At 72.1% G+C, this 15013-nt stretch carries 18 protein-coding genes; 12 read left to right on the plus strand and 6 right to left on the minus strand.

Annotated features, from left to right (window positions below; all coding sequences use genetic code 11):
• The first annotated feature begins 18 nt into the window (after positions 1 to 18).
• Together ACFQS7_RS05435 and ACFQS7_RS05440 are read left to right on the plus strand one after the other, a co-directional pair.
• Positions 19 to 1965 carry an elongation factor G gene (locus ACFQS7_RS05435; protein WP_380065999.1) on the plus strand — a complete coding sequence of 649 codons (1947 nt, stop codon included), beginning with the start codon at positions 19 to 21 and terminating at the stop codon, positions 1963 to 1965.
• 118 nt (positions 1966 to 2083) lie between these two features.
• A complete protein-coding gene (locus ACFQS7_RS05440; RefSeq protein ID WP_380066000.1) occupies positions 2084 to 3286 on the plus strand; it encodes a CaiB/BaiF CoA transferase family protein in 1203 nt (400 codons plus the stop codon).
• A gap of 43 nt (positions 3287 to 3329) precedes the next feature.
• Here the strand turns inward: ACFQS7_RS05440 and ACFQS7_RS05445 are convergent, their stop codons facing one another.
• Positions 3330 to 3590 carry a RidA family protein gene (locus tag ACFQS7_RS05445; protein WP_380066199.1) on the minus strand — a complete coding sequence of 87 codons (261 nt, stop codon included), beginning with the start codon at positions 3588 to 3590 and terminating at the stop codon, positions 3330 to 3332.
• 201 nt (positions 3591 to 3791) lie between these two features.
• Between ACFQS7_RS05445 and ACFQS7_RS05450 the strand changes: the two genes are divergently transcribed.
• A complete protein-coding gene (locus tag ACFQS7_RS05450) occupies positions 3792 to 4061 on the plus strand; it encodes a hypothetical protein (protein ID WP_380066001.1) in 270 nt (89 codons plus the stop codon).
• 80 nt (positions 4062 to 4141) lie between these two features.
• On the opposite strand, the gene ACFQS7_RS05455 is transcribed toward ACFQS7_RS05450, so the two are convergent.
• Positions 4142 to 4732, minus strand: coding sequence for an NAD(P)/FAD-dependent oxidoreductase (locus tag ACFQS7_RS05455; RefSeq protein ID WP_380066002.1), 591 nt, complete (start codon positions 4730 to 4732; stop codon positions 4142 to 4144).
• A gap of 68 nt (positions 4733 to 4800) precedes the next feature.
• Positions 4801 to 5427, minus strand: a complete 627-nt coding sequence (locus tag ACFQS7_RS05460) for an NAD(P)/FAD-dependent oxidoreductase (protein ID WP_380066003.1) — start codon at positions 5425 to 5427, stop codon at positions 4801 to 4803.
• Between the two features lie 114 nt (positions 5428 to 5541).
• On the opposite strand from ACFQS7_RS05460, the gene ACFQS7_RS05465 reads away from it, so the two are divergent.
• Both ACFQS7_RS05465 and ACFQS7_RS05470 read left to right on the plus strand, forming a co-directional pair.
• The gene (locus ACFQS7_RS05465) at positions 5542 to 6390 is read left to right on the plus strand and encodes a MaoC family dehydratase N-terminal domain-containing protein (protein ID WP_380066004.1); all 849 of its coding nucleotides are present in this window, start codon (positions 5542 to 5544) and stop codon (positions 6388 to 6390) included.
• The gene (locus tag ACFQS7_RS05470; protein ID WP_380066005.1) at positions 6387 to 7586 is read left to right on the plus strand and encodes a CaiB/BaiF CoA transferase family protein; all 1200 of its coding nucleotides are present in this window, start codon (positions 6387 to 6389) and stop codon (positions 7584 to 7586) included. The genes ACFQS7_RS05465 and ACFQS7_RS05470 overlap by 4 nt, the downstream gene beginning before the upstream one ends.
• Positions 7587 to 7590: 4 nt before the next feature.
• Here the strand turns inward: ACFQS7_RS05470 and ACFQS7_RS05475 are convergent, their stop codons facing one another.
• Positions 7591 to 8550, minus strand: coding sequence for a Bug family tripartite tricarboxylate transporter substrate binding protein (locus ACFQS7_RS05475; protein WP_380066006.1), 960 nt, complete (start codon positions 8548 to 8550; stop codon positions 7591 to 7593).
• Positions 8551 to 8613: 63 nt separating this feature from the next.
• Between ACFQS7_RS05475 and tsaA the strand changes: the two genes are divergently transcribed.
• Positions 8614 to 9078, plus strand: a complete 465-nt coding sequence (tsaA, locus tag ACFQS7_RS05480; protein ID WP_380066007.1) for a tRNA (N6-threonylcarbamoyladenosine(37)-N6)-methyltransferase TrmO — start codon at positions 8614 to 8616, stop codon at positions 9076 to 9078.
• A 30-nt stretch (positions 9079 to 9108) separates the two neighbouring features.
• The gene (locus ACFQS7_RS05485; protein ID WP_380066008.1) at positions 9109 to 9423 is read left to right on the plus strand and encodes a hypothetical protein; all 315 of its coding nucleotides are present in this window, start codon (positions 9109 to 9111) and stop codon (positions 9421 to 9423) included.
• On the opposite strand, the gene ACFQS7_RS05490 is transcribed toward ACFQS7_RS05485, so the two are convergent.
• Entirely contained in the window at positions 9395 to 10069 is a 675-nt protein-coding gene (locus ACFQS7_RS05490) for an RraA family protein (RefSeq protein WP_380066009.1), read from the minus strand. The genes ACFQS7_RS05485 and ACFQS7_RS05490 overlap by 29 nt on opposite strands.
• A gap of 32 nt (positions 10070 to 10101) precedes the next feature.
• Between ACFQS7_RS05490 and ACFQS7_RS05495 the strand changes: the two genes are divergently transcribed.
• The 3 genes from ACFQS7_RS05495 to ACFQS7_RS05505 are packed head-to-tail and all read left to right on the plus strand — an operon-like array spanning position 10102 to position 11995.
• Positions 10102 to 10656, plus strand: a complete 555-nt coding sequence (locus tag ACFQS7_RS05495) for a GNAT family N-acetyltransferase (protein WP_380066010.1) — start codon at positions 10102 to 10104, stop codon at positions 10654 to 10656.
• A 5-nt stretch (positions 10657 to 10661) separates the two neighbouring features.
• Positions 10662 to 11009, plus strand: coding sequence for an MmcQ/YjbR family DNA-binding protein (locus ACFQS7_RS05500; protein ID WP_380066011.1), 348 nt, complete (start codon positions 10662 to 10664; stop codon positions 11007 to 11009).
• Positions 11010 to 11035: 26 nt separating this feature from the next.
• Positions 11036 to 11995 carry a Bug family tripartite tricarboxylate transporter substrate binding protein gene (locus ACFQS7_RS05505; protein ID WP_380066012.1) on the plus strand — a complete coding sequence of 320 codons (960 nt, stop codon included), beginning with the start codon at positions 11036 to 11038 and terminating at the stop codon, positions 11993 to 11995.
• A gap of 1 nt (position 11996) precedes the next feature.
• Here the strand turns inward: ACFQS7_RS05505 and ACFQS7_RS05510 are convergent, their stop codons facing one another.
• Complete coding sequence (locus tag ACFQS7_RS05510) at positions 11997 to 13124, minus strand: ATP-grasp domain-containing protein (protein ID WP_380066013.1); 1128 nt, start codon at positions 13122 to 13124, stop codon at positions 11997 to 11999.
• A 13-nt stretch (positions 13125 to 13137) separates the two neighbouring features.
• On the opposite strand from ACFQS7_RS05510, the gene ACFQS7_RS05515 reads away from it, so the two are divergent.
• Positions 13138 to 13998, plus strand: a complete 861-nt coding sequence (locus tag ACFQS7_RS05515; RefSeq protein ID WP_380066014.1) for a CoA-binding protein — start codon at positions 13138 to 13140, stop codon at positions 13996 to 13998.
• Complete coding sequence (locus tag ACFQS7_RS05520) at positions 13995 to 14969, plus strand: hydroxymethylglutaryl-CoA lyase (protein ID WP_380066015.1); 975 nt, start codon at positions 13995 to 13997, stop codon at positions 14967 to 14969. Before ACFQS7_RS05515 ends, ACFQS7_RS05520 begins: the two co-directional genes overlap by 4 nt.
• The last annotated feature ends 44 nt before the right edge of the window (positions 14970 to 15013 follow it).

Consider the following 15013-nt stretch of genomic DNA (forward strand, 5'->3'; position numbering starts at 1 on the left):
CAGGGAGGGCAGTATTCCATGCCTGACGCCAGCGGCAGACAACCCGGCGGGGCGAGGCCCCGTTCCATCGCGCTCATCGGCCCGCAGGCCAGCGGGAAATCCACCTTGTTCGACGCGCTGCTCGCCGCCGCCGGCGGCCCGGCGCGGCGCGGCGGCCCGCGCGGCCTGGGCACCGAGCTGCGGCTCGGCCATGCGAATTTCCTGGGCGATGCCTGGTCGCTGCTGGACTGTCCCGGCTCGATCGAATTCGCCCATGAAGCGGCCTGCGCCCTGGCGGTCTGTGACCTGGCCGTGGTGGTGGCGGAGGCCGCGCCCGGCCGTGCCGCATCCCTCGGCCCGATCTTCCGGCTGCTGGAGGAACAGGGCGTCCCCGCCCTGGTCTTCGTCAACAAGATCGACCAGCTCGACGGCCGGGTGCGCGACACGCTGGCGGCGCTGCAGGGGCAGACCCGGCGCAAGCTGGTGCTGCGCCAGGTGCCGATCCGTGAGGGCGAGACGGTCACCGGCTACGTCGATGTGGTCAGCGAGCGCGCCTACCGCTACCGGCGCGGCGCCGCGTCCGAGCGGATCGCGCTGCCGCCCACCATGCGGGAGCGCGAGGCGGAGGCGCGGGCCGAGCTGCTGGAGGCGCTGGCCGACCACGACGACGCCCTGCTGAAGAAGGTGCTGGAGGATCTGGCGCCGGAGCCGGAGGAGATCTACCGCCCGCTCCATGCCGGCGAGGCGAGCGGCGCCGTCGTCTCCGTCCTGCTCGGTGCGGCCGAGCACAGCAACGGCATCCAGCGGCTGTGGAAGGCGCTGCGGCACGACGTGCCGGACCCGCAGGAAACCGCGGCACGGCGCGGCATCGCGCCCGACGGCCCGCCTCTGGCCCAGGTCTTCCGCACGCTGCATGCCGGCCATGCCGGGCGGCTGTCCTGGGCGCGGGTCTGGCGCGGGCCGGTGAGGGATGGCGCGCAGCTCGACGGCCACCGGGTGGGCGGCATCCACCGCTTCCCGAGCGGCGAGGCGCAGAAGGTGGCGGAGGCGGTCGCGGGCGAGCTCGTCGCACTCGGCCGGCTGGAGGGCGTGACGACGGGTGCCACGCTAGGCGCCGCCGCGCCGCTGACCTTCCCCGTGCCCGCCGCGCCAGTCCATGCGCTGGCGGTGGTGCTGGAGGATCGCAAGGACGAGGTTCGGCTGTCAGGCGCCCTGCAGCGGCTGGCGGAGGAGGACCCCGGCCTGACGGTGGCGCTGGATCCGGAAAGCGCCCAGACCATCCTGCACGGGCAGGGCGAGATCCATCTGCGCGCGGCGGTGGAGCGGCTGTCCAGTGCGTTGGGCATCAAGCTGCGCACCGTCCGGCCGCAGATCGCCTACCGCGAGACCATCCGCCAGGCCGTGACCCAGCATGCGAGGCTGAAGCGGCAGACCGGCGGGCATGGCCAGTTCGCCGACGTGAAGCTGCATTTAGAACCGCGCCCGCGCGGCGCCGGCTTCGCCTTCGAGGACAAGGTGGTCGGCGGCGCCGTGCCGCGCCGCTTCATTCCCGCGGTGGGGGAGGCGGCCGAGGCGGCGACCGCCAAGGGCCCGCTCGGCCACCCGGTGGTGGATGTTTCGGTGACCCTGCTGGACGGCAGCTTCCATTCGGTCGACAGCAGCGACATGGCCTTCGCCACCGCGACGCGGCAGGCGATGCAGGACGGGCTGGCCAAGGCCGACCCGGTGCTGCTGGAGCCGATCGATGCGATCACCGTCACCGTGCCGGCGGAGTACACACCCAACGCCCAGCGCTTGCTGACCGGGCGGCGCGGCCAGATCCTCGGCTATGCGGCGAAGGAGGGCTGGGAGGGCTGGGACGCGGTCGAGGCGCTGGTGCCGGCCGCCGAATTGCAGGACTTCATCATCGAGCTGCGCAGCCAGACCCAGGGCCTGGGCAGCTATGTGCACCGGTTCGATCACCTGGCGGAAGCCCGCCACCGGTAGCCGCGCCGCGGTAGGTGATTTTGCGGAGCCGATTCACGCCTCCGGGCCGTTCGGCCCTTCGGCGATCTGCTCCGGCGTGTATCCTGCCGCGCAACGCCGCTATCGGGGAAACGTGCTCATGCCAGGACCGCTCGCGGGAATCCGCGTGCTCGACCTCACCACCGTGCTGGTCGGGCCCTATTGCACGCAGGTCCTGGCGGAGATGGGCGCCGAGGTCACCAAGGTGGAGGCGCCGGAAGGCGACGTGGTGCGGCTCATCGGGCCGGGCCGCAATCCGGGGATGGGCTGCATGTTCATCACCATCAACCGCGGCAAGCGCAGCATCGCGCTGGACCTGAAGAAGCCCGAAGCGCGGGCGGTGCTGCTGCGCCTGGCGCAGGCCGCCGACGTGCTGGTCACCAATATCCGCCCCGCCGCGATGGCGCGGCTGGGCCTCGACTACGCCGCGGTCCGGGCGGCCAATCCTCGCATCGTCTATGCCAGCGTCCTGGGCTATGCGCAGGACGGCCCCTACGGCCCGCGCCCCGCCTATGATGACCTGATGCAGGGCGCTGCGCTGATCGCCGGGCTGAATGCGCAGGTCAGCGGCGGCGAGCCGCGCTACGTGCCGCTGGCCATGGCCGACCGCATCACCGGGCTGATGGCGGCCAGCGCCATCAACGCCGCCCTGGTCCACCAGCTGCGCAGCGGCGAGGGCCAGCTGGTCGAGGTGCCGATGTTCGAGACGATGCTGAATTTTGTCCTCGGCGATCATCTCGGCGGCCGCGTCTTCGACCCGCCGCTGGATGGCGGCGGCTATGGCCGCCTGCTGTCGCCCGACCGCAAGCCGTACCGCACCAGGGACGGCTTCGTCTGCACGATGATCTACAACGACCGGCAGTGGCGGAATTTCTGTGCGGCCGTCGGCTGGCCCGACCTCGTGGCGACCGACTCGCGCTTCGCCAGCCATGCGACGCGGACGGTGCATATCGACGCGGTGCTTGGGATGCTGGCGCAGGAATTCCTGACGCGGACCAGCGCCGAATGGATGGCGCTGCTGGAGGCGGCCGACCTGCCGGTGACGCCGGTGCATACGCTGGACTCGATCTTCGAGGACCCGCATCTGCTGGCGACAGGCTTCTTCGAGGCGGAGGACCACTCGACCGAAGGCCGCATCACCCGCATGGCGCCGCCGGTGAGATTCTCGGCCACGCCGACCGGCGCGCGCTTGCCCTCGCCGCAGCTCGGCGGCGACAGCGCCGCGATCCTGGCCGAGGCGGGCTATGACGCGGCCGAGATCGCCGCGCTGCTGGAAACGCGGGCGGTCGTCGCCCCGCCTTAGGGCAGCTGCGCCACCGCCGACATCCCGACGAGGAATTCCAGCTTCACCAGGCCACACTGGATGCACCAGCGAGCCGGCGGCTCACTGGGGAAGAACTCCCGGTAGACCAGGTCATCGCCGCGTAGTGCGCCATGTCGGAGAGGAAGATGGTGACATAGGCGATATCCGCCATCGTGCCGCCGCCGGCCTCCACGACCGACCGGATGCCGCCCAGCACGGCGCGGGTCTGCGCCCCGGCATCGCGCTCGCCGACCAGCCTGCCCTCCGCATCCAGCGCCGGGATGCCGGAGACATAGGGAGAGATAGAGTATGTTGCCGGCCTTCACCCCCGGCGAGTAGAGCGCCAGCGGCGGGGCGGAGCCGGGCGGGATGATCGGCGTCTTCGGCAGGGCGGTATCTCTTTTCATGGTCGATGTCGCACGGCGTGATGGCCGTCGGGGCGCGGCAAGCGCCGAACGAACCTTGGCCCGGCCACCGCGTTGCCGCGCGGGACGGGAGAGACGGCATGCGGCGACACTGGCGATTGCTGGCGGCTTTGGCGATGCTGCCGGGTGGCGCCCTGGCGCAGACGGGCAGCCCACGCGAGCCGCCACGGCCGGAGATGCCGGCGCCGCCCGCCACGCCTCCCGCCGCCCCGCCCGCCGGCGTGTTGCGGCCGCCGCTTCAGGTCGATCCCGGCATCCAGGCACCCGTACCCGTTCCAACCCCCGGCACCATGCCGGTCATCCCGCCACCCGGCACGCCGGGCGGCGACCCGCGGGTACAGCCGCGCTGATCCTGGTGTTTGCCGGTCCGATTCAGGCCTACGGCCATCGGGCCGGTTCAGTGCAGCTTCACCCCTGGCGCGGCGCGAGGTCACCAGCCCCGCCGGCGTCCGCCACAGCACCGGCGCCCGGCCATGCAGCGCGGTCTGGTGCATCTTGTCGTTGATCGGTACATCAGCCGGGCGAAGTGGCCCGCGATGAACATGCTCTTGCCCATCAGGCTGCCCACCGTGCTGTACTTGCCGAGCAAGACCAGCGAGCCGAAGTCGCGGTAGACGAAATCGGTCAGCGCCTGGCCGGCCAAGCGCCGGTCCATTTGCCCGACCATGTGGCTGGCCCGCTGGTGCGCCGCCTGGGCGCGCGGCGGCAGGAAGCCCTTGCCGTCCGGCCGCGGGCAGGCAGCGCAGTCGCCCATGCCGAAGATGTCCGGATCGCGCGTGGTGCGCAGCGTCGGCGCGGCCAGCAGCTGGTTGGTCCGCGTCGTCTCCATCTCGCCGATCTCCTTCAGCACCTCCGGCCCCTTCACCCCGGCGGCCCGAACCACCAGCCCGCCCGGCAGGAAGTCGCCATCGGCCAGGCGGACGCCGTCGGCGCGCACCTTGCTGACTCGGCGGCCAGCCAGCACCTCGACGCCGATCCTGGCCGGCAGGTCGGTGGTGGCGATCGAGATGCGTTCGGGCAAGGCGGGCAGGATGCGCGGCGCAGCCTCGACCAGGCGGATCCGGATATCGCGCCCGGGGTCGATGCGGGTCAGGCCATATAGGCGACGACCGCGCGCACCGTGCGGTGCAACTCGGCCGCCAGCTCGATGCCGGTGGCGCCGGCGCCGATGATCGCCACGTGCAACTGGCCCGGCCGGACCGGCTCCGCCTGGCTATTGGCGCGGAAGCAGGCATTGACCAGGCGGCGGTGGAAGCGGCTGGCCTGTTCCAGCGTCTCCAGCGGCACCGCATATTGCGCGGCGCCGGGCGTGCCGAAGTCGTTGGTGACGCTGCCGACCGAGACGATCAGCGTGTCGTAGGGCACCGCCGAGGGCGGGGTGATCCGCCGCCCCTCCTCGTCTTGCGTGGCGCCCAGCAGGACCTGCGGCCCTTCTCGGTCGAGCCCGGCCAGCTCGCCGAAGCGGTGGGTGAAGTGGTGCCAATGCGCCTGGGCCAGGTAGTTCAGCTCGTGCTGCGAGCGGTCGAGGCTGCCGGCGGCGACCGAGTGCAGCAGCGGCTTCCACAGATGGGTGCGGCCCTTCTCGACCAGCGTGACCTGCGCCCGGTCCGACCTGCCGAGCCCATTCCCCAGCCGCGTCACCAGTTCCAGCCCCGCGGCGCCGCCGCCCACCACGACGATCCGGTGCGGTGCCGCAGACTGATCCTTGGCCGCCATCGATCTGCTCCGCGGCTGGGATTGTGACCCTAGCGGTCGCGGCGCGGCGAAGGCGAGCGCGGTTTGACAGCCCGCGCACCGGCCGGGAGACTCGGCGCAAAGGGGAGGGCGGGCATGGATGAGGTCGCGTTGCAGGGCTGGATCGGCCGCGAGGAGGTGGCGGAGGATGAGGCGAGCCTGGTGCTGCTGCGCCGACTCGCCGCCTTGCTGGACCAGGACCCGGCGGGCCTTCGCCGTGGCGCGCCGATGCCGGAGGGCTGGCACGTGGCGCTGTTCGGCCCGCTGGCGCGGCAATCCGGGCTGGGGCAGGACGGCCATGCCGCGCTCGGCGAATTCCTGCCGCCGGTGCCTTTGCCGCGGCGGATGTTCGCCGGGCGGCGCACCTGGTTCAACGCCCCCATCGCCATCGGCGCCGAGGTCCGCCGCGTCTCCCGCATTGCCGCCATCACCCCGAAGGCCGGCCGCAGCGGGCGGATGATCTTCGTCACCCTCCGCCACGGGATCGAAAGCGACGGCCGCGAATGCGTGGTCGAGGAGCAGGACCTGGTCTACCGCGAGGCCGCGGTGCCGGGCGCGGCCGGCCTGGAAGCGTCCTTGCCCGAACTGCCCGCCGAGGCGGTGCGCGAGCGCTTCACGCCCGACACCACGCTGATGTTCCGCTACTCGGCCGTCACCAACAACGGCCACCGCATCCACTACGACGCCGACTATGCGCGCGGGACGGAGGGCTATCCCGCCCTGGTGGTCAATGGCGGCATCACCACGACGAAGCTGTCGGAACTCGCCAAGCGGCATTTGCCCGGGCCGCTGCGGCAGGTGACGACGCGGGCGGGGCGGCCGCTGTTTGTCGGGCGGGAGGCGACGCTCGCCTGCCACCTGGAAGCGCCGGGCCGCGCGCGGCTCTGGGCGCTCGACGATGCTGGCCGGCTGGCCTTTGAATGCGTGGCGGAGGGCGCGGCATGACCAAGGGACCGCTGTCCGGCGTCAAGGTCCTCGACCTCACCGCCGTCGTCGTCGGCCCCTCCTGCACCCTGACGCTGGCCGAGCAGGGCGCCGAGGTCATCAAGCTGGAGAGCCCGGAAGGCGACCTGCTGCGCAAGCTGGGCGGCCCGGCGCCGTCGCCCGACATGTCGCCCAAATTCATCCACTTCAACCGCGGCAAGCGCAGCATGGCCGTCGACCTCAAGACCGCCGAAGGCATGGCGGTGCTGGCGCGGCTGGCGGAGCAGGCCGACGTGCTGGTCACCAACATGCGCGGCGGCGCGCTCAAGCGGCTCGGCATCACCTGGGAGGCTTTGCGGCCGCGCAACCCGCGCCTGGTCTTCTGCGTCATCGCCGGCTTCGGCAGCCGTGGCCGCCACCACGACAGCCCGGCCTACGACACCATAATCCAGGGCATGTCGGGCTTCGCCGCGGCGCTTGGCCGCGTCACCGGGGAGCCGCGCTACGCCCCCTTCGTGCTGTGCGACCACATCACCGGCATCGTCGCCTCCCAGGCCATCACCGCCGCCCTGTACGCCCGCGAACGCAGTGGCGAGGGTCAGGCGATCGAGGTGCCGATGTACGAGAGCATGGCCCATTTCGTCCTGACCGAGCACATGTTCAGGCGTACCTTCGACCCCGGCGGCGCCACCGGAGACCCGCGGGTGATGAACCCGGACGCCAAGCCGATCCCGACGCAGGACGGCTACATCGCCGTCTCCGCCAATACCGATGCCCAGGCCTTCGCCTTCTTCGACGCCATCGGCCGGCCCGAGCTGCGCGACGACCCGCGATTCAGTTCCGTCGTCGCCCGCTTCCGCAACGTCGATGCCTATTTCACCCTGCGCGCCGCGGCGCTGCGCCGGCGTCCGACCGCGGAATGGGCCGCGGAGTTCCGCAAGCGCGAGATTCCCGCCATGCCCTATGCGACGATCGAGGGGCTGCTGGAGGACCCGCATCTCTGGGAGACCGGGCTGCTGCGGAAGGAGATCCACCCGACGGAAGGCGCGATGACCGGGCTCGGCCGCCCCGTCACCTTCTCCGCCGCCGGGCCGGATGAGATCCGCCTCGCGCCGCGGCTCTCGGCCGATGCGCGCGGCGTGCTCGCCGAGGCAGGCTACACGCCGGCCGAGATCGAATCCCTGCTCGGCGGCGCGGTAGTCGCGCCGCCGGCCTGAGACGTCATTCCGGGGTGATCCCCGCCGCGGCCGCCACCCGCTTCCATTGCGGGATCTCCTGCCGCAGCCGCGCCGTCAGCGCCTCCGGCCCGGTCAGCAGCACGGTCGCGCCCTGCGCCGTCATCCGCCGCATCAGCGGGCTGTCCGGCGCGCGCAGCGCTGCCATCTCCCGCATCAGGACCGGCACCGCCTCGGCCGGCGTCGCCCGGCCGCCGAGCATGGCGAACCAGAAGGGCACGGCAAAGCCGGGCACCGCCTCGCCGATCGACGGCACATGGGGCAGTGCCGGGCTGCGCGCCGCGGTCGTCACCGCCAGCGGGCGGACCTTGCCGTCCTGCAATTGGCCCGCGGGGATCGAGGGATCGCCGGTCCAGAGGTCGATATCTCCCGCCAGCAGCGCGGTCAGCGACTGGGTTACGCCGCGATAGGGCACGTGCAACAGCTCGATCCCCGCCAGATTCTGCAGCAGCGCCATCGACAGGTGGGTGGACGATCCGATCCCGGCCGAGCCGACGCTAATCCGCCCAGGGCTCGCCTTGGCGGCGGCCAGCAGTCCGGCGAAATCGGCGAAGGGCGCATCGGCCCTTGCTGCCAGCAGCAGCGAGCTCTCGGAGACCAGCGTCACCGGCACCAGGTCCGCGAAGGGATCGAAGCCGGGGTCCTTCATGATCCCCGGCAGGGTGGCGAAGGAGGTGGTGGTGAACAGGAAGCTGTGCCCGTCCGTCTCCCGTGCCACGAATTGCGTGCCGACGGCGCTGCCGGCGCCGGGCTTCGATTCGATCACCACCGGCTGGCCGAGCCGCTGCGACAGGTGCTCGGCGATGATCCGCGCCGGCACCTCCTGCGGCCCGCCCGGCGCGAAGGGGCTGATGAAGCGGATCGGGCGGTTGGGCCAGGCTGGCTGGGCCAGCGCCGGCGTCGCCAGGGCGGCGACCAGCAGCGCGCGTCGTCCGATTCCCGTCATGCTCTTCTCTCCCCGTTGCGAAAGGCATACAGCCGGGCGGGCGCAGCCCCAAGGGATCGCTCCATGGCCAGCTTCACCCTGACGCCGATCGGTCATCTCGAAACGCCGTGGCCCAGCCCGGCCGATTGCCCGCGCAACGGCCGTCAGCCGGACCCGCTGCCGGAATGCCGCGCCGTTGTCGCGGCGGAGTTCCAGGCCGGGCTGCTCGGGCTGGACGGCTTCAGCCACCTCATCCTGCTCTACTGGATGGACCAGGGACGGCCTGCCCCGCTCGTGCTGTCGCCGCGCTTCGACGGCGACCAGCGCGGGATCTTCGCCACCCGCGCCCCGGTCCGGCCGAACCCGATCGCGCTTTCGGTCGTCCGCTTCGAAGGCTTTGCCGCGCCCGGCATCCTGCGGGTGCGCAACCTCGACTGCGCCAACGGCACGCCGCTGCTCGACATCAAGCCCTATCTGCCGACGACGGATGCCGAGCCGGGGGCGACGATGGGCTGGCTGGCGCCGCACGCGACGCCGCGCGCCGGATGAACCAAGGCGGGGCTGCGGCGCTGAGTCCGAATGCTGCCCCTCCGCTTCTTCGCGTTGCAGGTCGCCATCGGCTTCGGTGCCGCGACGCTGTTCATCGCCCTGCTGCTGCTGGCCGATCCGGGCGGGGTAGGCACGCTGCTGCTGGCCCCCGAGAGCGGCCCGCTGCCGCTGGCGCTGTTCTGGCTGCATGTCGGTCTGACCTTCGGCAGCGTGCAATTCGCCGCCGCCCTGGCCTTGGCGGCGAAAGCGCCATCGCGCAGCGATCGCGGCCGCGGCAGCCTGTCCGTCAGTCCGGCCTATGCCCTGGCCCATGCCGTCAGGCGCCCTCGCAGCCCTTCGCCCTGAGCGCATCCATCACCCAGCCGCGGTCCCAACTGCCGGCATCGATCGCCGCCTGCGCCTGCATTTCCTTCGCGTTGTGATCCTCGGCCGCGGCGATCGCCGCAGCCGCATCGGCCAGTGGGATCACCACCACGCCGTCCTCATCCGCCATGATCAGGTCGCCCGGCATCACCACCTGGCCGCCGCAGGCGATTGGGCAGCCGATCTCGCCCGGCCCGTCCTTGTAGGGGCCGGAGGGCGTGACGCCGCGGGCCCAGACGCCAAGCTCCATCGCGCCGAGCTGCGCCGCGTCGCGGATGGCGCCGTCGATGACCACCGCAGCGATGCCGCGCCGCGCCGCCCAGCCCAGCATCAGCTCGCCCGTGGTGGCGATGCCGAGGTCGCCGCCGGCATCGACGACGATCACGTCGCCCGGTGCCGCCAGATCGATGGCGCGGTGCAGCATCAGGTTGTCGCCCGGCCGCGCCTTCACCGTGAAGGCCGGCCCGGCCACGGCGAGGCTGCCACCGAAGGCACGGAAGCCGCCGCGCATGGTCTGCATGCGGTGCACCACGTCGCCGATATTGGCCGCCGGCAGCTTCGCCGCGCGGGCGCAGAGCGCGGCATCGACGCGGATGGTGACGGGGCGGATGCGGAAGCCGAGGGTCATCGTGGTTCCTTGGGCATGGAAGCCGGTGCATCATGCCGGCCGTCCGCGCCCTGTCGAGGCTCCGCATGACCAGCACCATCCGTGCCTTCGCCGCCGCGGAGGCCGCCGCTTTCCGCGACCTTCGGCTGGAGGCGCTGCGGCTGCATCCGGACGCCTTCGGCGCCGCCTACGAGGAGGAGGCGCCGCGCAACGCTGCGGCCTTCGCCGCCTGGCTGTCGCAGGCGCCGCCAGACGCGGTGTTCGGTGCCTGGCTGCCGGGGGAGGCGGCGCCGCAGGGCATGGCCGGGTTCAATGCCGAACGCCGCCGCAAGCTGGCGCACAAGGGGCATGTCTGGGGCGTCTATGTGCGCGACGCGGCGCGGGGCCGGGGCATCGGCCGGCTGCTGCTCGGCCGCGCGATCCTGGCGGCGCGGGAGGCCGGGCTGGAAACCCTGCTGCTGACCGTGAGCACCGCGGCGCCGGCGGCGCATGCGCTCTATCTGTCCCTGGGCTTCCGCGCCTATGGGACCGAGCCGCGCGGGCTGCGCCTCGGTCCCGGCCGCTGCGTGGACGAGGTGCTGATGGCGCTCGACCTGCGCGGCGGCTGACGCGGATGGCGTCCCGCCCCATCGCCCGGCTGCGCGCGCTCTGCCTCGCCTTGCCCGAGGCGGAGGAGCGCGAGACCTGGGGGCTGCCGACCTTCCGGGTACGGGAGAAGATCTTCGCCATGGCGCCGGGCGCGGGGCCGGACCTGGCGGTCTGGTGCAAGGCACCGCCGGGGGCGCAGCAGGTGCTGGTAGGCGCCGATCCGGGGCGCTTCTTCGTGCCGCCCTATCTCGGCCCCAAGGGCTGGGTCGGCATCCGCCTGCAGCCGCTGCCGGACTGGGCCGAGATGACGGCGCTGGTCTGCCGCAGCTATCGCCTGGTGGCGCCGAAGCGGCTGGCGGTGCAGGCTGGGTGAAGAAGAAAAGACCTGGAGGAAACAGCATGATCGCACGACGCGGGATCCTGGCGCTGGGCGGTGCCGCGGCGCTGGCGGGGCAGGCGAGGGCGGCGAGCTGGCCGCAGCGCCCGGTGCGCATCGTCGTGCCCTTCGCCGCCGGTGGGTCCAGCGACATCTGCGCACGGCTCATCGGGCGCCAGATGCAGGCGGCGACCGGGCAGAATTTCGTGGTCGAGAACCTCGCCGGCGGCAATGGTGTGGTCGGCACGCTGGCGGTGCTGCAGGCGCCGCCCGATGGCCATACGCTGCTGCTCGGCGCGACCACCACGTTTTCCGTCAACCCGCATTTGATGCGCAACCCGGGCTACGATGCCGAGCGCGACTTCGCCCTGGTCGGCGTCTTCGGCCTGACCGCGAGCTACCTGATGGTGGCGGCCGACAGCCCCTGGAAGACGGCGCAGGACCTCATCGCCGCCATTCGGGCGCAGCCGGGCAAGCTGAATTCCGGCTGGTTCAACGGCTCCTCCCGCATCCCCGCCGCTTTGCTGAAGCGCGTGGCGACGCTGGAATTCGAGGAGGTGTCCTACAAGATCGTCGGCAATGCCATCACCGACCTGATGTCGGGACAGATCCAGTTCGTCTACATCGACATGGTGGCGGCCGACGCGCACCTGAATTCCGGCCGCTTCCGCGCCCTGGCGGTGACCGGGCCGGAACGCTCGGCACGCTTTCCGGATCTGCCGGCGATGCGGGAACTCTACGACGGCTTCGAGACCAGCGGCTATCTCGGCATGGGGATCCGCAGCGCGGTCGCGCCGGCGATCCAGCTCGAGGTCAACCGGCAGATCACCCTGGCGGTGCAGGAGGCGGAGATCAGCCGGCGGCTGCGCGAGATGAGCATGAACCCGGTGGCGATGGATCTGGAATCGACCATCGCCTATGGCCGGCGCGAGCGGGAGAAATACGGCCGCATCGTGCGCATGGCGGGGATCGAGCCGGAATAGGTCAGCCGCGTACCGCCGCCGCCACCGCCCGCACCAGATCGTGCGGGTCGTCGTGCAGCGCGGCGACGCCAACCGCGGCGAGGTCGGCGCGGGCCTGCGCCATGGGGTAGCCGCGCAGCGCCGCATGGCCGGCGGCGATGCCGGCCAGGAAGGGCTTGGTCGGCGGATTGGCGCGCAATGCCGTGGCCAGCGCATCGACCCGCGCCTTCAAGCCGCGCGAGGCGAGGGTGGTGAAGAACATGATCGCCTTCACCTCCGGCCGCGCGGCGATCTCGAAGGCCGCGGCCAGCCGGTCCGGCATGGTCTCGGCCGGGCCGCCATTGGCATTGTCCATGAAGCAGGCGGCGGGACAGCCGGCATCGGCCAGCAGGTCCAGCATCAGCATGCCGAGGCCCGCCCCGGCGGTGATCATCGCCACCGTGCCGCCCGCAAGCTCGACGAGCTGGAAGCCCTGGTCGCGGGCGCGACGTTCCAGCGGCGTCAGCGCGGCATCCTGCAGCGTGGCGGACAGGGCGGGCGCAGCGTGGCGGAACATCGCCGAGTCGTCGCGGATCGCCTTCACGTCGCAGGCCACCAGCCGGCCGTTCGCCAGCAGGCCGAGCGGGTTGATCTCCAGCAGGTCCAGATCCTCGTCGCGCAGGATGCGGGCGAGGCGCAGCGCCAGGCGCGAGAGCCGCGCCGCAAGCTCGGGGGCGAAGCCGGCGCGCAGCGTGGCGTGGATGCGCTCCAGCGCGCCCGGTGCCTCGGGGTCGATGCCGCAGCGCAGCAGGCCGGCGGCGCGCTCGACCTCGACGCCGCCTTCGGCTGCGCAGAGCAACTCGATGCATTGCGCCGTGCCGTCGATGCGCAACGCGAGGTAGATCTCGCGTGCCATCGGCACCGCTTCTTCCAGCAGCAGCGGTGCGCTTGCGTCGCCGAGCGCGGCGCGGATGGCGGCGGCAATCTCCGGTGCATTACCCTTCATGCTGCGGCGCACCAGGCCACGCTTGCCGCGGCCGCCTTCCAGCACCTGCGCCTTGAGGATGCCCTCCGCATCCTTCGCGGGCGCAGCATGCAGCAGCGTGCCGCGCGGGATCGCCACGCCATGCCGGTGCAGCAGTCTCTTGCCATCATGCTCCGCGAGACGCACCGTTCCCTCCGTGATGACCGCACCCTTCCTCCGCAGCTTCCCCCGTCGCGTCGTGGTGTTCAACCCGACCGGCCGCTACGCCGCGGCCCAGGTGGCCTCGATGCGGGACGCGGGGACCAGCCTCGTCGCCGGCATCGCGCTCGGGCGTGGCGGGGAGGTGGTGGACGGGCTGCCGCTGTACGACGACCTGCGCGACCTGCCGGAACCGGCGGATGCCGCGGTGATCTACACGCCGCCCGAGGGCGTGCTCGATGCGGTGCGCGCCGCGGCGGGCATCCCGAGCATCGTGGTCGCGGCGGAATACGTGCCGGTGCATGACGGGCTGCGCGCGGCGCAGGCGGCGCGGGCGGCGGGGTCGTGGATGGTGGGGCCGAACACCCTCGGGCTCTGCGTGCCCGGCGTCGGGCTGCTGGGCTCGATCGCGCCGTCCTTCTGCGCCCCTGGCTCGGTCGCCGTGCTGTGCCGCAGCGGCACGCTGACCCTGACCATGGCGCGGCTGCTGACCGCGGCCGGGATCGGCCAGCGCGTGGTGGCGCATATCGGCGGCGACACGGTCTGCGGCCGCAACCCGCATGAATGGCTGGCGGCGCTGGCGGACGACCCGGGTATTTCCGCCGTCTTCTATTGCGGCGAGATCGGCGGCGACAAGGAATATGCCCTGTCCGAAGCCATCCGCGGCTGCGCCAAGCCCGTCGTCGCAATGCTGGTCGGGCGGCATGCGCCGCCGGGCAAGCGCATGGGCCATGCCGGCGCGCTGGCCGGCGCCGAACGCGAGACCGCGGCAGCCAAGCTGGCGGCACTCGCCGCCGGCGGCGCGCATGTCGCGCGCGACCCCGAAGCTGCCATCGCCATCCTGAAGGACCTGCATCGATGAGCGACCTGCCGACCGCTGCCGAGATGGAGGAGATCGCCGGAAGTGCGGCGCCCGAGGGGCCCGGCATCGTCCTGTGCGAATGCTTCGCCCGCGACGGGCTGCAGCATGAGGAAGCGATCATCCCCGCCGAGGCGAAGATCGCGATGATCGACCGCATCGCCGATTGCGGCTTCCGCCGGATCGAGATCACCAGCTTCGCGCATCCGCAGCAGGTGCCGCAATTCGCCGATGCCGAGGCGGTGCTGCGCGGGGTGCGACGGCGGCCCGGCGTGCTGTTCAAGGCGACCTGCCCGAATCCGCAGGCGGTGAAGCGGGCGCTGGCGGCGCGCGAGGCCGGCTGGGGGCCGGAGGAGATCTCGCTGCTGGTCTCGGCCAGCGAGGGGCATTCGCAGCGCAACTTGAAGCGCTCGCGCGAGGCGCAATGGGCGAACGTGGCGGAGATGGCGGCGCTGGGCCGGGATGCCTTCACCCTGGTCGGCACGATCAGCGTCGCCTTCGACTGCCCCTTCGACGGCCGCACGCCGCAGGAGCGGGTGCTGGAGGATGCCGAGCGCTTTGCCTCGCTCGGCGTGACGCGGATCGCGATCGGCGACACCATCGGCAGTGCCACGCCGCCGCGGGTGCGCGACCTGATCGGCTGGCTGCATGGCGCGCTGCCGACGGCGACCTTCATCGCGCATTTCCACGACAGCCGCGGCACCGGCGTGGCGAACACGCTGGCGGCGATCGAGGCCGGGCTGACCCATGCCGATTGCGCGCTGGGCGGCACCGGTGGCCATCCGTCGCGCATCGCCTATGGCGAGGGTTTCACCGGCAATACCTGCACCGAGGATCTGGCGACGGCGCTGGAGGCGATGGGCTACGCGACTGGCTTGGACATGACCGCGGTGGCTGCCGCCGGCCTGGCCGCGGAACAGCTTCTTGGCCGTCGCCTGGACTCGAAGGTGATCCGGGCAAGCCCAAAGGAATAGATGGGGCCCGGGGGAATACCTCCTCCCGGTTCTTCTCTTGCCGC

This window comes from Dankookia sp. GCM10030260, from assembly GCF_042666655.1.
In the GTDB taxonomy this organism is placed as follows: domain Bacteria; phylum Pseudomonadota; class Alphaproteobacteria; order Acetobacterales; family Acetobacteraceae; genus Paracraurococcus.

What these genes read in the sequence shown, in the direction of transcription:
- ACFQS7_RS05435 (WP_380065999.1), top strand. Translation starts at nt 19, where the DNA reads ATGCCTGACGCCAGCGGCAGACAACCCGGCGGGGCGAGGCCCCGTTCC.
- ACFQS7_RS05440 (WP_380066000.1), top strand. Translation starts at nt 2,084, where the DNA reads ATGCCAGGACCGCTCGCGGGAATCCGCGTGCTCGACCTCACCACCGTG.
- ACFQS7_RS05450 (WP_380066001.1), top strand. Translation starts at nt 3,792, where the DNA reads ATGCGGCGACACTGGCGATTGCTGGCGGCTTTGGCGATGCTGCCGGGT.
- ACFQS7_RS05460 (WP_380066003.1), bottom strand. Translation starts at nt 5,427, where the DNA reads ATGGCGGCCAAGGATCAGTCTGCGGCACCGCACCGGATCGTCGTGGTG.
- ACFQS7_RS05465 (WP_380066004.1), top strand. Translation starts at nt 5,542, where the DNA reads ATGGATGAGGTCGCGTTGCAGGGCTGGATCGGCCGCGAGGAGGTGGCG.
- ACFQS7_RS05470 (WP_380066005.1), top strand. Translation starts at nt 6,387, where the DNA reads ATGACCAAGGGACCGCTGTCCGGCGTCAAGGTCCTCGACCTCACCGCC.
- ACFQS7_RS05475 (WP_380066006.1), bottom strand. Translation starts at nt 8,550, where the DNA reads ATGACGGGAATCGGACGACGCGCGCTGCTGGTCGCCGCCCTGGCGACG.
- tsaA (WP_380066007.1), top strand. Translation starts at nt 8,614, where the DNA reads ATGGCCAGCTTCACCCTGACGCCGATCGGTCATCTCGAAACGCCGTGG.
- ACFQS7_RS05485 (WP_380066008.1), top strand. Translation starts at nt 9,109, where the DNA reads ATGCTGCCCCTCCGCTTCTTCGCGTTGCAGGTCGCCATCGGCTTCGGT.
- ACFQS7_RS05490 (WP_380066009.1), bottom strand. Translation starts at nt 10,069, where the DNA reads ATGACCCTCGGCTTCCGCATCCGCCCCGTCACCATCCGCGTCGATGCC.
- ACFQS7_RS05495 (WP_380066010.1), top strand. Translation starts at nt 10,102, where the DNA reads ATGCCGGCCGTCCGCGCCCTGTCGAGGCTCCGCATGACCAGCACCATC.
- ACFQS7_RS05500 (WP_380066011.1), top strand. Translation starts at nt 10,662, where the DNA reads ATGGCGTCCCGCCCCATCGCCCGGCTGCGCGCGCTCTGCCTCGCCTTG.
- ACFQS7_RS05505 (WP_380066012.1), top strand. Translation starts at nt 11,036, where the DNA reads ATGATCGCACGACGCGGGATCCTGGCGCTGGGCGGTGCCGCGGCGCTG.
- ACFQS7_RS05515 (WP_380066014.1), top strand. Translation starts at nt 13,138, where the DNA reads ATGACCGCACCCTTCCTCCGCAGCTTCCCCCGTCGCGTCGTGGTGTTC.
- ACFQS7_RS05520 (WP_380066015.1), top strand. Translation starts at nt 13,995, where the DNA reads ATGAGCGACCTGCCGACCGCTGCCGAGATGGAGGAGATCGCCGGAAGT.